Source organism: Ancylothrix sp. D3o, assembly GCF_025370775.1.
Lineage (GTDB): Bacteria > Cyanobacteriota > Cyanobacteriia > Cyanobacteriales > Oscillatoriaceae > Ancylothrix.
Genome location: NZ_JAMXEX010000011.1, coordinates 201,603 through 216,589 on the forward strand (window position 1 = coordinate 201,603; position 14,987 = coordinate 216,589).

At 42.3% G+C, this 14,987-nt stretch carries 9 protein-coding genes; 5 read left to right on the forward strand and 4 right to left on the reverse strand.

Features of this window, described 5'->3' with window-relative positions; genetic code table 11:
* Nucleotides 1-151: 151 nt before the first annotated feature.
* Nucleotides 152-2,446: a GAF domain-containing hybrid sensor histidine kinase/response regulator gene (locus NG798_RS18545; RefSeq protein ID WP_261225184.1), complete on the reverse strand. Its 2,295-nt coding sequence runs from the start codon at nt 2,444-2,446 to the stop codon at nt 152-154.
* Nucleotides 2,447-2,730: 284 nt separating this feature from the next.
* Between NG798_RS18545 and cobN the strand changes: the two genes are divergently transcribed.
* From cobN to eis, 4 genes are all read left to right on the forward strand, one after another.
* Complete coding sequence (gene cobN / locus NG798_RS18550) at nt 2,731-6,552, forward strand: cobaltochelatase subunit CobN (protein ID WP_261225185.1); 3,822 nt, start codon at nt 2,731-2,733, stop codon at nt 6,550-6,552.
* A gap of 235 nt (nt 6,553-6,787) precedes the next feature.
* Nucleotides 6,788-6,928, forward strand: coding sequence for a zinc ribbon domain-containing protein (locus NG798_RS28190; protein WP_375338979.1), 141 nt, complete (start codon nt 6,788-6,790; stop codon nt 6,926-6,928).
* A gap of 249 nt (nt 6,929-7,177) precedes the next feature.
* The gene (locus NG798_RS18555; RefSeq protein ID WP_261225186.1) at nt 7,178-8,818 is read left to right on the forward strand and encodes a PAS domain S-box protein; all 1,641 of its coding nucleotides are present in this window, start codon (nt 7,178-7,180) and stop codon (nt 8,816-8,818) included.
* A 97-nt stretch (nt 8,819-8,915) separates the two neighbouring features.
* Nucleotides 8,916-10,085, forward strand: a complete 1,170-nt coding sequence (gene eis, locus NG798_RS18560) for an enhanced intracellular survival protein Eis (RefSeq protein WP_261225187.1) — start codon at nt 8,916-8,918, stop codon at nt 10,083-10,085.
* A 61-nt stretch (nt 10,086-10,146) separates the two neighbouring features.
* On the opposite strand, the gene mutS is transcribed toward eis, so the two are convergent.
* The 3 genes from mutS to NG798_RS18575 all read right to left on the reverse strand — a co-directional run bounded on the left by mutS (nt 10,147) and on the right by NG798_RS18575 (nt 14,293).
* Nucleotides 10,147-12,780 (reverse strand): DNA mismatch repair protein MutS, encoded by a 2,634-nt coding sequence (mutS, locus tag NG798_RS18565; protein WP_261225188.1) that lies wholly within the window; start codon nt 12,778-12,780, stop codon nt 10,147-10,149.
* 116 nt (nt 12,781-12,896) lie between these two features.
* Nucleotides 12,897-13,538 carry a Uma2 family endonuclease gene (locus NG798_RS18570; protein ID WP_261225189.1) on the reverse strand — a complete coding sequence of 214 codons (642 nt, stop codon included), beginning with the start codon at nt 13,536-13,538 and terminating at the stop codon, nt 12,897-12,899.
* Between the two features lie 281 nt (nt 13,539-13,819).
* Nucleotides 13,820-14,293, reverse strand: coding sequence for a hypothetical protein (locus tag NG798_RS18575; RefSeq protein ID WP_261225190.1), 474 nt, complete (start codon nt 14,291-14,293; stop codon nt 13,820-13,822).
* A gap of 135 nt (nt 14,294-14,428) precedes the next feature.
* On the opposite strand from NG798_RS18575, the gene NG798_RS18580 reads away from it, so the two are divergent.
* On the forward strand, nt 14,429-14,641 hold the full coding sequence (locus NG798_RS18580) for a helix-turn-helix transcriptional regulator (RefSeq protein ID WP_261225191.1): 213 nt from the start codon (nt 14,429-14,431) through the stop codon (nt 14,639-14,641).
* Nucleotides 14,642-14,987 lie beyond the last annotated feature (346 nt).

Consider the following 14,987-nt stretch of genomic DNA (forward strand, 5'->3'; position numbering starts at 1 on the left):
CTTTACATTTTAATTTAAAAGATTAAAGGCATGAATGCAGGTGTGGGGAACCCCCCTTTTTTGACGGTAATTTCACCGAGGAAGCGAAAATAAAAGCCATCAAAAATCCCCAATTCTCAATCTAAAAATTTGGCCAAGCTAAAATTAAAAATTAAGAAATGCTCAAAGCCGCCATTTTGTACAAAACTTCTTGGGGTTGAAAAGGTTTTGTTAGGTAATCATCGGCGTTCGCCACAAAATCTTCGGCGGAATTTTGCAAGTTTTCTAAATCTGTTAAAAGCAAAATTTTTATTTTTTCGGTGGCCGGATTTTGTCGCAGATTTTGGATAATTTCATAACTATCCAGTCCGGGTAATGCCGTATCTATAATAATTGTAGTCGGCTGCAAAAACTCAATTTGCTCAAGGGCTGTGGAACCTTCTATCATCCAAACAACTTGATAATCTGCGGTGGTTAAAATATCGCAGAGCATTGTTGCGGTCTCTTCATCTCCTTGTATTAAAATAATCAGGCCGTGCGGAAAGTGTTCCACCGGCACATCCAAAGGAATTGTATTAGTATTAATTGTTTGAGATGGCAAACAAACCGTAAAAGTTGAACCGATATCAACAATTGATTCTACCTCAATCCAACCGCCGTGTAGTTCTATAAGTTGTTTCGTAAGAGCTAAACCTAAGCCGGTGCCCCCATATTTGCGATGATAAGAGGTATCTAATTGTTGGAATTTTTGAAACAATAAAGGACGCTGGCTTTCAGGAATTCCAATGCCGGTGTCTTCCACCTGAAAAATTGCCGCATTATTTTCTAACCAAACCCGTAAAATCACTTTGCCACCAGCCGGCGTAAATTTAACCGCATTACTCAGCAAATTATAAACAATTTGTTTAACCCGTCGTTGGTCGGCTTTAAACAAATCTTGTTCTCGTTCAATTCGTAATTCAACTTCTAATTCAACCTCAAAACTTTGCGCTTTTTCCTTAAAAGGTTGAGCCACCGAAACAGCCAATTGCGAAAGCGAAAACTCCGTAATATTTAAAACCGTTTTGCCGGCCTCCACTTGCGATAAATCCAAAATATCATTAATTAAATTCAGCAAATGTTCGCCACTGTCGTGAATCGTTTGTAAATAACTGCGTTGCTTTTGATTTAACTGTCCAAAAGACCAACGCAATAGCGTTGAAGACATCCCAATCACACAAGTTAAAGGAGTTCGCAATTCGTGGCTCATTGTCGAAAGAAATTCGCTTTTTGTCCGGCTGGCAGCTTGAGCCGCAATCAAAGCATCATAGAGTTCTTGCGTGCGCTCAATCACCCGTTCTTCTAAGGTTTGTTTTTGTTGCTGCAACTCGGCATAAAGTTGGGCTTGATTAATCGCCACCGCTAAATGTTCGGCAATTTGTTTGAGAAATACTTGCTCTTTTTCTTGCCACCGGCGCGGTTCAAAACACTGATGGGCAATCAATAATCCCCACAGTTCATCTGCTACAATAATCGGTGCAATTAATTTTGCCCTCGCTTGCACCCGATCCATAAAGTCTAAAAAACAAGGTGAAAAACTATACGCTATTTTGGTATCTTCTATCGCTTGTGTAAAACCTTTACAGTATTTTTTTCGGAAGTTGGGAATCCGAATAAAACAGACATCCTCCTCGCTTAAATTCAGCACAGAAGGTATATTTTCTGCTAGTCTCGATTCGTAGGTAATGCGTCCCCAACCATTCTCTTTATCATCCCATTTTCGGCCATTTCTATTGCTATTCTGTACCGCTTTTGTCCCTAATCCTTGGCTAAAATCAAACTGATAAATCAGCAGCCGATCTACTTGCAAAAATCTCCGCACTTGCTCCACTGCTGTTGATAAAATTTCCGGCAATTCTAAACTTTGCCGGATCTGGCTTGTGACTTGATTTAAAAGTCTTTCTTGTTCAAGTTGTTGGCCTAAAGCTTCCTCTACCGGCTGGCATACCGACACGCAGGGAAATCCTGTCTCTGTCGTGCTAGAGGGTTCTGATGGCACTAAAATTTCCATTAATTCTAAATAAATTTCGCCAGGAATTTTGCTATCACTTGGTTGCAGCATTTTTCTGGCTTCTTCTATCTGCGCGAGCGCCAGCGGGTTTGCTTTTACCTCTTCTTTCAACTGCCCTATAAACCCGCTAATACTGTCAATATCAAACGTAATTTCAACCTTCAAAACTTCGTTTAGAGGATCTTGCCAGCCGGTTCTTTCTTCCCCCTCTATCCCCAACACCAACCCGCTAAACTCCGGGGATATTACTAGCATAAAGCGTTTGCTGGTTTGCGGGGCAACGGCAACAGTTGCCAAAATATCTTGGGATAATATCTGCACTCGCCCCAAGCGTTCCGCATAAGAGCGTAACACCAGGCGCAGACGTTCAAAGGTGGCTAAAGGTAAATTTCGGCGTAAAGTCAAAGAGGTCGGCATTTTTGCGGTTGGTTTGCATAAGTCGTGGTAGTTGAAACGATCAAGTTCAACAGCAGCTAGAGTAAGCGTCTGCAACGTCACTTAATTTGATATAGTAGTCTGCGGTAATGGTGTTTCCAACACCAAACACCTAAAAATATTCTTTATATTTTTTACTGCTTGAAAGTTTTGGCCTAAAATAAACTTCCATCTCTCCCTCCTTGTCTCTTTGTTTAAAAATTTTTGCCTTACAGTCCCCATAAAACAATTGTTTTTCCCTTAGTTTTTCTCTTGAGTCTCTCATTATGCACCGTCTCCCTACATCTTCCGGTGGGTGGAACCCCCAAGCAGAAGGTCTGATCTTTGTTTCCCAAACCCCCGCCCCGGTTGTGTTTTTAACCGCCGCTGACACCGATATTCAAACTCTCGCCGCTGCTGTCTCTCAGTTACCGGATGCTTTCCCAGCTTTGCGGGTGGCTTCTTTACTTCAGTTGCAACAACAGCTTACTATTGATACCTATGCTGAGGAGGTTTTACAACCAGCAAAGTTGATTGTCGTTCGTTTATTAGGCGGACGTTCCTACTGGTCTTATGGTTTGGAAGTCTTGCGCGAAACCGTACTCTCCACCGGCGCTTCTTTAATTGTTTTACCCGGTGACGAACGGCCCGATCCCGATTTAATTAGTCACTCTACCGTTTCTCTGCAAACAGTTAATCAACTCTGGCGTTATTTAACTGAAGGTGGCGTCGAAAATATGGTCAACGCTCTCTTATTTTTGGCAGATGTTTGTTTAGGAGAAAATTTCAATCCTCCCCCGCCGGTTCCTGTTCCTCGTGTTGGTTTTTATCCTTATCGTTTAGATTTTACTCCCTGCGAATCGAGGGTCGGTTTATTATTTTACCGCGCTCATTATTTAGCAGGAAATTTAGCACCAATTGATGCGCTTTGTCAAGCGTTGGTTGCTCGCAATTTAGAACCGGTGCCGGTGTTTGTTTCTTCCCTGCGTGACCCCGATGTTCAAGCCGAAATTTTTGATTATTTTTTCCCCAAAGATTTACCCCCAATTCAAGTTTTACTTAATACCACAAGTTTTGCCTTTAGTCAAGTTTCTGAAGTTATTAATCCCCTAGAAAATCCTAGCTCTATAATCCCCAATCTCGATGTGCCGGTGTTGCAAGTAATTTTAAGTAATGGTACCGGTTTTGAGCAATGGCAAGGAGGTTTTCAAGGTCTTTCGCCGCGAGATATGGCAATGAATGTGGTTTTGCCAGAGGTTGATGGACGCATTATTTCCCGTGCAGTTTCCTTTAAACAAGTTCAAAGCCGGCATCCACTTTTAGAAACAGAAGTTGTCGTTTATAAGCCGGTGCCAGATCGCATTGAATTTGTTGCCGATTTAACCGCAAATTGGGTTAAATTACGAACAGTCCAAACCAGTGAGCGACGGGTAGCCTTAATATTAGCAAATTATCCCGCCAAAGATGGCAGATTGGCAAATGGAGTCGGCTTAGATACCCCCGCAAGTTGTGTCGAGATTTTGCAAGCTTTACAGTTAGCAGGATATACCGTTGATAAAATACCGGCCACAGGAGAGGAGTTAATTGAATGGTTAACTGCCGGTGTCACAAATGATCCAGAAGGTCTGAATTTTCGCCCCATTTATCAGAGTTTGAATTTTGATGAATATCAGCGAATATTTGATGAATTACCCGAAAATGTAAAAAATGGAATTGTAGAACGCTGGGGCGAACCGGCAGAAGTTTTGAGCCGATCAGGCAAAAAAGAAATCGTCATTTCTGGCCTTCAATTCGGCAATGTTTTTGTCGGAGTTCAACCGGCACGCGGCTATGAAATAGACCCATCTTTAAATTATCATGCCCCCGATTTAGCCCCAACTCACGAGTATTTAGGATTTTATTTTTGGCTAAGATTCGTTTTCCAAACCCACGCCATTGTTCATGTCGGAAAGCATGGAAATTTAGAATGGTTACCCGGTAAAAGTGTAGCTCTTTCTGAAAATTGTTATCCAGAAATTGCCCTTGGTGCCATGCCTCATTTTTACCCCTTTATTGTCAACGATCCAGGCGAAGGTTCCCAGGCAAAACGACGAGCGCAAGCAGTAATTATTGACCATTTAACACCGCCAATGACGCGGGCAGAATTGTATGGATCTTTGGTGCAACTAGAAAATTTAATTGATGAGTTTTATGAGGCGGAATGTTTAGATCCTTCCCGGTTGCCGGTGATTCAAGAACGCATTAATAGTTTAATTGTTCAGGAAAATCTCTATGAAGATTTAGGCTTAGAAAAAGAGCAGTTTAAAGACCCACGCTTTCAGCTACAAGCAAAAATTGATAGTTATCTCTGTGAGTTAAAAGAAGCACAAATCCGCGATGGTTTACATATTTTTGGCCGCTGTCCAGAAAACCGGCAACTGCGTGATTTAATTATCGCCATTGCTCGCTATCCGGCCTCTGGGCGTATTGGTTTAACGCGCGCTTTAGCCGCAGATTTACAGTGGGATTTTGACCCGTTGACGGCTGAATTAAGCCAGCCTCTCCCCCCGCTACCCGCCGCCAATCAAGGGGAGGAAAGCGCCGTTAGGTTTGCCTTCAGAACAGCGGGAGATTTAATTGAATATTTAGAAGAAATTGCCGCGAAAATTATTGATGAAATCTTGCAAGGAAACTCGCCAAGCTTATCCAAATACTTGCCCCACTGCCAACTAGAAACCACAAAAGAACTGCAATGGATTGAAGATTATTTACTCCCAGCCTTACAACAAACGCCCCAAGAAATAGCCAATTTATTACGCGGTTTAGAAGGCCGGTTTGTCCCTAGTGGCCCCTCTGGCGCCCCCACCAGAGGCCGGCCCGAAGTTTTACCAACTGGCCGCAATTTCTACTCTGTAGACATCCGTTCCTTACCCACCGAAACCGCCTGGGATATTGGCAGAAAAGCAGCCGAAGTTTTAATAGAAAACTATACCCAAGAACACGGCGAATATCCCAAAACATTAGGGCTATCAGTTTGGGGAACTTCTACGATGCGAACCGGCGCCGATGATATTGCCGAAGCTTTAGCATTAATTGGTGTCCGTCCTGTTTGGGATGGGCCGTCTCGTCGAGTGGTAGATTTTGAAATATTGCCCCTCTCGGTATTAGACCGGCCTCGCATTGATGTAACTTTAAGAATTTCTGGTTTTTTCCGCGATGCCTTTAGCAATTTAATTGATTTATTTGATAAAGCTGTGACGGCGGTGGCAAGTTTAAATGAGCCGGTAGAGCAAAATCCTATCGCCGCCAAAGTCCGACAAGAAACAACTTCTTGGCAAGCAGCAGGATTAGGTTTTGAACAAGCTCAAGCGCGTTCTCTTTATCGGGTTTTTGGCTCAAAACCAGGGGCTTATGGGGCGGGATTACAAGGTTTAATAGAGTCGCAAAATTGGACGGATGATGAAGATTTAGCCCGTGCTTATATTAACTGGAGTAGCTACGCTTATTCTTCGCAGAATGGCAGCAAAATGCTGGCGGGAATTTCGGCACCAGAAGCTTTTAAACAGCGCTTACAAGAAATGGAAATTGTGCTGCACAATCAAGATAATCGGGAACATGATTTGTTAGATTCGGATGATTATTATCAGTTTCAAGGCGGTTTAACGGCGGCGGTACGGGTGATGCGGGGCGAAAATCCTGAAACTTATTTTGGCGATAATTCTCTGGCAGAAAATCCGAAAGTGCGCCGGTTAAAAGATGAAATTGCACGGGTTTATCGGTCGCGGGTTGTTAATCCAAAATGGATTGCCGGTGCGATGCGTCATGGTTATAAAGGTGCGTTTGAAATGGCCGCAACGGTGGATTTCTTATTTGCTTATGATGCGACGGCTCGTTGTGTGTCTGATTTTATGTATGAAGGGGTGGCGAAGGCATATTTATTTGATGGGCCGGTGCGTGAGTTTATTGAGCAAAAAAATCCTTGGGCATTGCGGGATATGGCAGAGCGTTTATTGGAAGCCAATCAGCGCGGTTTATGGGAATCTGCTAATAGTCAAATGTTGGAAGATTTACGCGCTTTGGTGAATGAAGCAGAACTGACTATTGAAATGAAAGGGGTTGCACAATTGTAGGATATTAATCTATCTTTTTATCCCTAGTTATTGGCCGGCAAAAAGCCTATGGATTCAGAGTAAATACATCAATCTTATATGCCGTAAATAGCGATAAATTAGCCGGGAAAATTTGAATATTAAAGCCATGATATCTAATAGGAAGTTAGCCGCTGCTATTAGTGATTTAGGGTTCTATGAGTTTCGCAGACAGCTAGAGTACAAAGCTTATAGGTAAAGATGCCGAGTGGAGATTGTGGATCGTTGCTATCTATCATCACAGCAGTGCCGAGTATCCAAGCACATTAATAGCGTATTGCAGTTAAGTGATCGGCTGTTCCACTGTCCCAAATGTTGGCAAATACAAGACCGTGATCTCCTTTTGGCGATAAACTGAACAGCAGCCTCCTGATACCCTATGCACTAGAATAGTCTCTATCGGAAGTTAAGCCTGTGGACAAGAAGTAGCCGGCTACCTTGGAAGAGGTAGGAAATAAACAGCGATTGTTTGGCTTTGTCCAGCATTGTTTAAGTTTTATAGAGCAGTAAAATAAAAAATACATTCGGCAAAAGTGTTGCAGGCGGTAAGTTGCTGTTTGCGAATCTTTTATAAAATATTGGGCCGGATTTATGTTGAAATTGAGCCATGAATGCCTCAGACCCTCCAGATGTTTTCCAGATGTTTTTTGATCAAGCCCCTGTGGCAATTGCTATGCTCGACCGGCAGATGCGATACTTGTTTGTGTCGCGCCAGTGGCTGGCAGATTGGGGCATGGACAGCCAAAATATTATCGGTCGTTATCATTCTGATTTTTTTCCCAATTTTGCAAGCAAAGTCGATTTGAGTTTGGTTGGCAATTTTGAAGAGTCTGTGACAAAACTCAATGGCGATCAAATATGGGTGAAATGGAAAATTCAGCCCTGGAAAACTTCTCATGGTGAAGTCGGAGGCATGATGGTAAGTATGGAAGATATTACAGAGTATAAGCAAACAGAAGCGAGACTTAAACAAAGTAATGAAGAGTTAGCGAGACGGGTGGAAGCTTGTGCGGCTGAGTTGAGAAATACGGCTTTAAATTTACACAATGAAAGTCTCGAACGCCAGCAAATTGAAGAAGTGCATAAAGTCTTGCAGTTTGCCATAGATCGGGCCGGTGATGCTGTTTTTTGGGTGACTCCAAGGGCGCAGTTTTTTTATGTTAACGATGCCGCCTGTTTGTCGTTAGGTTATTCGCGTTCAGAATTGCTATCGCGTTCGCTGCAAAATATTAACCCGGATTTTCCCCCCGATGTTTGGGCAGATTATTGGGAAGAAATTAAGCAACTTGGGGCGATACGTCTGGAATCTCGCCACTGCACAAAAGAAGGTACGATATTTCCGGTGGAACTGACAATTAATTATTTTCAAGTCAATGGACATGAATATAATTGTATTTTTGCGCGGGATATCAGCGAACGCAAACGCTTTGAGGCAGAACTCTACGAAGCAAAAGCAGCAGCGGAAGCTGCAAACCTCGCACGAAGCAGTTTTCTGGCGAATATGAGTCACGAACTCCGCACTCCTTTAACGGCAATTATTGGCTATAGCGAATTGTTGCAAGAAGATGCTATTGAAGAAGGCTTAGCTAATTCGGATTTTATGAATGACTTGAAAACTATTAATACTTCAGGGAAACAATTGTTGGCGGTTTTAAGCGAAATTCTTGATTTTGCTAAGATTGAATCGGGGCAAATGGAACTGAATTTGAATTCTTTTGATGTGGCGGATTTGGTCAAGGAAGTAGAAACGCGAATTCAGCCTTTATTGCCGGCTAATAATAATACTTTACGGGTGATTTGTCCTGAAGATATTGGCACAATGTATGCCGATTGGATTAAGGTACGACAAATTTTGTTTAATTTATTGGGTAATGCCACTAAGTTTACAGAAAATGGGGTTGTTACTTTAGAAATTTTTGCTGAAGAAATGCCTGATTTTCAGCTTTTGAGTGCGGGGGCACCACCGCCAGAAGTTAGTTCTGGTGCCCGTCAGTCTTGGATTGTGTTTCGTGTTGCTGATACGGGTATTGGGATGACAAAAGAACAATTGCCGAGTATTTTTCAGGCTTTTACTCAGGCGGATAATTCATCAACTCGCCGTTATGGTGGTACGGGTATGGGTTTGGCCCTCAGTCGCAGTTTTTGTCAAATGATGGGAGGTGAAATTTTAGTTGAAAGTGAGTTAGGTGTTGGTTCTGTTTTTACGGTTTATTTGCCTACTAATGTTACTGAAACGGAGGTTGTTTGAGGTTTAAGGGGTTTTTTTTAACCGCATCCTATAGCGGATAAACGCAAATAAAGATTGAAAATTGATGTAATGAGTAAATGGAAAGGATAAAGGATAAATGACTAATTTTGAGTTTGGGCCGGTTTCTGATTCTTTAGAGGCTGAAGGTTTAGGGGAAATTCTTTGTCAGTGTTTCCTTTTTCCGGGGAAACTTTGGCCTTTGTACCGCGACCGGCTTGGTGTGGAAAATTTCCGCTTTTTAAAGCAAGATGATAAGGTTGTTGCGGGTTTGACGCTTTATCAAATGGGGCAATGGTTTGGGGGTGAGTCTATACAAATGGCGGGTGTGGCGGCGGTTGGTGTGTCTCCAGAAGTTCGCGGGAGTGGGGCCGGTTTTGAGTTGATTTCTCAAACTTTAAAGGAGTTGTATTCTCAAAAAATCCCGCTTTCTACGCTTTATCCGGCTACGCAAAGGTTATATCGAAAGGCTGGTTATGAACAGGCGGGAAGTCGTTGTCTTTGGGAAGTTCCTATTGATTCTATTCGCTTGCATGACCGCAGTTTGGAGGTGGTAGCGGTTAAAAAACTCGAAGCGCAAGTTTTTCAAGATATTTACAACCAAGCAGCTAATCAAACTAATGGTAATTTAGACAGAAATCAAGCTATTTGGGAGAATGTTTTTGATCATAATGAGGATGAGGTTTATGGTTATTTGGTTGGCGGTGAAAACCCACAAGGTTATATTATTTTCAGCCAAAAAACGGTAAATCATCAAAATTTGATGGAAATTTGGGATTGGGCGGCGACAACTCCGGCAGCTAGACACCGGCTTCTAACATTTATATCTGATCATCGGTCACAAATTCAAAAGGTTATCTGGCGGGGTTCTGTTATTGATTCGTTTTTGTTACTTTTGCCCGAACAAACAGCAAAAGTGGCGCAATTAGAGTTATGGTTTTTGCGAATTGTTGATGTGGTTTCGGCTTTAGAAAAACGCGGTTATCCCGAAGGTTTAGAAGCTGAATTACATTTAGCTATTAGCGATGATATTTTGCCGGAAAATAACGGTAATTTTATCTTATCTGTTTCTGGGAAAAAAGGTCAGGTTAGTAAGGGCGGGAAAGGTGATTTAAAGCTACAAATAAACGCCCTAGCACCCCTTTACACCGGCTTCTATACCCCCTATCAATTGCAACAAGCCGGCCACATAGAAGCGTCAAATCAAAGCTTATCTATTGCTTCTCAAATCTTTGCCGGTTCTCCCTCTTGGATGCCAGATTTCTTTTAAAATTGTTGGTTTTTCTAAAAACCCGGTTACTTTTAAAAACCGGGTTTTTTAGTACCGTTTGCTAATCACCAATCCCCAGTCCGCCACTCCGCAAACCAACGGCAATTTTACTGTGTTTTTCAATTTGACTCATTACCTCTTTTGCCCGTTGAATAACAGATGCCGGCAACCCAGCCAACCGGCCCGCCTCAATGCCATAGGAACGATCAGCCCCACCCGGTTTAACTTGATGTAAAAAGATAATTTGATCCGGCATTTCTTTAACCGTAACTTGATAATTTGCCACATTCGATAAAATCGAAGCCAACTCATTTAACTCGTGGTAATGTGTAGCAAAAATCGTTCTGGCTTTAATTTCTGTTGCCAAATATTCCGCCACCGACCAAGCAATAGAAAGACCGTCAAAAGTTGCTGTTCCCCGGCCAATTTCATCTAATAAAACCAGCGATTTTGGCGTTGCATGATTTAAAATATTCGCCGTTTCATTCATCTCCACCATAAAGGTAGACTGTCCCGTTGCCAAATCATCCACAGCCCCCACCCGTGTAAAAATGCGGTCACAAATGCCCAAAGTTGCCGAAGATGCCGGCACAAAACTGCCAATTTGCGCCATTAATTGAATTAAACCAACTTGCCGTAAATAACAACTTTTGCCGCTGGCATTCGGGCCGGTTAAAATAATCAAATCGGGTTTTTCTTCTTCTTTTTTTTCTTCTGTTTCTTCACGCCCCAAAAAAGCAGAATTCGGCACAAAAAAGCCTGCCGGCAAAGACTGTTCTACCACCGGATGTCTGCCATTAATAATTGTAATTTCCCGGCTTTCTACCATCACCGGCCTGCAATATCCCTGATAAACCGCTATCTCAGCCAAACCACACAAAGCATCAACTGCTGCTACCGCTTTTGCAACTTTTCTGATCACCTCTGCTTGTTCGCCAACTTCTGCCCGCAAACCGGCAAAAATTTCATATTCCAAGTTATTCAAATCATCTCTTGCTGTCAGAATTCTCGCCTCTCTTTCCTTCAAATCAGGGGTAATATATCTCTCTTCACTCGTTAACGTTTGTTTGCGGATATAATCGCTGGGGGCTTGTTCGGTTTTTGATTTAGAAATGCTGATATAATAGCCGAATGTTTTATTAAATCCTACCTTCAAAGTTGAAATGCCGGTGCGTTCTCTTTCGGTCATTTCTAATTGGGCTATCCATTGTTGATCGTCTTCAACGCAACGCCGTAAATTATCCAATTCTGTGTTAATTCCACCCTGAATTAAGTTACCTTCCTTGAGATGAAGTGGCGGCGGATCAACTAAATGGGCTTGTAATTTTTTGGCAAGTTCTTCTAAACCGGCAGGCACAATTTGCAAAGCCCGTAAATACGGAGATTTTCCCACAGCCACAACTTCTGCTAAGTCTGGAAGTTTCAATAAAGAATCTGCTAAAGTCGCTAAATCTTTAGCATTTGCTGTGCCCGAACCGGCCCGACCAGCCAACCTTTCAATATCATAAATTTGTCTTAATAATTGCTGTAATTCTTGACGCAAAGACGTATTCTCGACTAACTCTTCAATCGTATCTTGTCGCGCCCGAATACCTTTAATATCTAGCAAGGGTTGTAATAACCACCGGCGCAAAGCACGCCCTCCCATTGCAGTCATTGTTTTATCCAGTGCCCACAACAAAGAACCATAAAAAGTTCCATCGCGGACAGTTTGAGTAATTTCTAAATTGCGCCGCGAATGATGGTCAAGAATTAGATAATCAGCAAGGGTATAAGTTCTAACCGGCAATAAGGGAATTTTTGAATTTCCACCGCGTTCGCCGGTTCTGTGTTCAAAGGTATTTTCTAAGTATTCTAATAAGCCACCGGCAGCCCGAATAGCTAAGGGCAAATGTTCGCAGCCCATGCCTTCGAGAGAGCGAACTTTAAAGCGTTGTAAAAGTCTATTTTTTGCCTCAATTTGTGTGAAAAATTTGGGAGAACGTAGGGCATAACAAAAAGAGTTTGGCAGGCAAGAAGGAAGGCTGGGGGAAGTTTCACCAGGGCGTAGTAAGCTACCAATATCAGGCGCATCTGTGGGCACTAAAACTTCCGAAGGTTGGACGCGCATCAGTTCTTGGCTGAGGTTTTCGAGGTTGTCGCCGGTGGTGGTAAAAAATTCGCCGGTGGAAATGTCTGCGTAGGCTAAACCCCAATGATTTGAAGCGATAATAACCGCAGCTAAAAAGTTATTGCGGCGTGCTTTAAGCATTCCTTCTTCGAGAACAGTTCCGGGGGTGATGACGCGGGTAATACTGCGTTCTACAATGCGACGTTCGGCGGCGGCGTCTGCGGCGTCTTCTATTTGATCACAAACAGCGATGGCGTAGCCTTTTTCTACCAGTTGAATTGCGTAGCGATCTAGGGCATGATGGGGTACGCCGGTCATGGGAACACGGCCTATTTTACCGGCTTGTTTGCTTGTTAAAACCAGTTCAAGTTCTTGGGAAACGGTGATAGCATCTTGGAAAAATGTTTCGTAAAAATCGCCAACTCGATAAAGCAAAATTGAGTGGGGATGTTTGTCTTTTGTGTCGGCGTAATGCCGGTACATTTCACTGAGGTTTTCTCGATCAATCAATCGATAGTCTGAGTTTTTAATATTCGATTGATTTTTGTTGGGTTCGCTGGGGGTAGATGCAGAATAGCGGGTCATAATCGGGGTTGCTGCGCGTTTTGAGTTTTCAGGATACCGCAATCTTGGGAGGGTTTTTGCAGAGTTGGGGAAAAATTCAAGATTCTTTAAGATTTTTGGGCCGGTGTCAGGTGTTCTCACTTTTGAAATTCTGCCAGTAACCATGTTCCGATTTCGGTATGGTCTTGTTCTTGGCTGCGTTGCAAGGCTTCTTCTAAAATGGTTATAGAAAGTGCGGGCAAGACTTGTGAGGTGGTAATGCGTTTACTACCTCCTTCTGCAATGGCAAAGGCTATAATTTGGGTTTTTTCAACATCTACCACCCAGTATTCTTTAATTTCCATTTCTTCATAAAGCAGACGTTTATAGCCTAAATCATCTGCTAAACTTGTGCTGGCAATTTCTATAGCTAAATCAGGGGGTGAGGTAATCTCAAGGTTAGCAATTGATGTGCCGGTGGGGGCAAGGCTGGCGCGTTCTCCAATATAATAAGAAATATCGGGTTGTGCTTCTCGCAGGCCGGTTTTTCTAAAACTACAGTTGATTAGTCCTGTTTGCCGAATACCTTTGAGAACACAAAATAAACTGATGGCAAAAAAGATAATGCCGTTCTCGTTTGCGTGGTTTGGTCCTACTGGTGCCATTTCTATCTTCAATTTTTTATCAACATAATAGGTTTTTGCTTTTTCGTACTCCGGCGCATGAATTGCTTGGATATATTCATCCCAAGTAGCCGGTATCCAGGTATTAGTTGAGAGTTTAGTTTGAAGTTGGTTCATAACAAAAATTATTAAATGAAGTTTACCAAATCCAAAGCCCAAAAGGAAACCTATCTGCGTCCATCTGTAGTGGGGCAGGCATCCTGCCTGTCTAAAGGCTGCGGTTAAAAAATAACCAAAGAACTCCCAAAAAAGACCCTTTCGTGCTGTGGAGCAGGCAAGATGCCTGCTAGACATCTCTAAGATAATTCTATTTTAAGCTATTTTTTGCAAAATTCGGGCCTAACCCTTAAAGAATACTAACTCAAAACCTCCAAAACCGGCCTCATAATCCTGTTATTTTAATACATAAAAAACGCATTTCTACCCGCTTTTTCTAATTCTGACTTTGCTGTTGCCGAAAAAACTTTATAAATCCCACTCACTAAATTTTGCCACTGTTGCAAACTCCCAGCACACGAGCAATTTTGAAACTGAAACTTATAAAATTTTGTCCACAAAGCCGGCGCATAATGGCTTTTTTCACTTTTATACCAGCGTTTTTTCCACAGCGCCAAATCTTTGATATCCGGCACATCTACGCCTACAATTGCCGGAAAATCTGCATAACTCACAAACCGGCTCACTCCTTTCGCGTGGACGTGAACCACATACCGCATCAACCGAATGCGGATAATATTCTCTACGGCAATATTAAACATCAGCGCCACCGCCTCTTCCGTAACAAATCGAGCGAGCCGGTGCACAACTGGCGAATCATGCCAAATTTTAGATTCTGTAATTGTTTCTAAATTTTCCCCTGATGTTGTTAACATATTTGTTATCTCCCTTATGGGATTTTTAACTTTGTTTTTTAAGTGATCGCCCGACAGTTTGCGAGACTAGGGGGGCGATCTCTTTTGTTTTGTTGGTATTATAATCATAAATTGCAATTACATTTTTTGTCAAGTATGGGACTAATCCGAGTCAGAGTCAGGGAACTAGCAGCAGAAAAAGGCTGGACGCTCAAAGAAGTAGCTGAGCGTTCAGGAGTCATTTACAGCACCATCACCACCTACGCAAGACGTACAGAAATGGCAATGGTTGATTACACGGCGCTGCTCAAGTTAGCCCGCACATTTGACGTAATGATTGAGGATGTAGTAGAGATTATTGAAGAATAAAGAATTAGGCCGGTGTTTTTTTACTAAATAAACTTATCGTATTTTTCTTATAACTTGGCAAACCAAAAATAACACTAGATTAGCCTCAACCATCAAAACCCCCTACCTAGCTACATTCCCCCAACATAAAATAAACACATTTTATCTAAACAATTAATCATCATCCTTCATCTGCCCTCCAAATAAAGATAAAAAACACCATTTCCCCATCAAAAAAAATCCCCCACATAAAAAGCAGGGGATTAAAAATTATTTAACTACTATTGGCTTAAAAATTAGCCGAACTTACCAGCAGTAGAAGCAATCACAAAAGCCGCATAAGTCAGAACATAACCCACAGTAAAGT

Bases quoted from the DNA above. Each gene is read 5' to 3' on its own strand.
- mutS (WP_261225188.1), bottom strand. From the start codon at position 12,780: ATGACCCGCTATTCTGCATCTACCCCCAGCGAACCCAACAAAAATCAA.
- eis (WP_261225187.1), top strand. From the start codon at position 8,916: ATGACTAATTTTGAGTTTGGGCCGGTTTCTGATTCTTTAGAGGCTGAA.
- NG798_RS18545 (WP_261225184.1), bottom strand. From the start codon at position 2,446: ATGCCGACCTCTTTGACTTTACGCCGAAATTTACCTTTAGCCACCTTT.
- NG798_RS18555 (WP_261225186.1), top strand. From the start codon at position 7,178: ATGAATGCCTCAGACCCTCCAGATGTTTTCCAGATGTTTTTTGATCAA.
- cobN (WP_261225185.1), top strand. From the start codon at position 2,731: ATGCACCGTCTCCCTACATCTTCCGGTGGGTGGAACCCCCAAGCAGAA.
- NG798_RS18580 (WP_261225191.1), top strand. From the start codon at position 14,429: ATGGGACTAATCCGAGTCAGAGTCAGGGAACTAGCAGCAGAAAAAGGC.
- NG798_RS18575 (WP_261225190.1), bottom strand. From the start codon at position 14,293: ATGTTAACAACATCAGGGGAAAATTTAGAAACAATTACAGAATCTAAA.
- NG798_RS18570 (WP_261225189.1), bottom strand. From the start codon at position 13,538: ATGAACCAACTTCAAACTAAACTCTCAACTAATACCTGGATACCGGCT.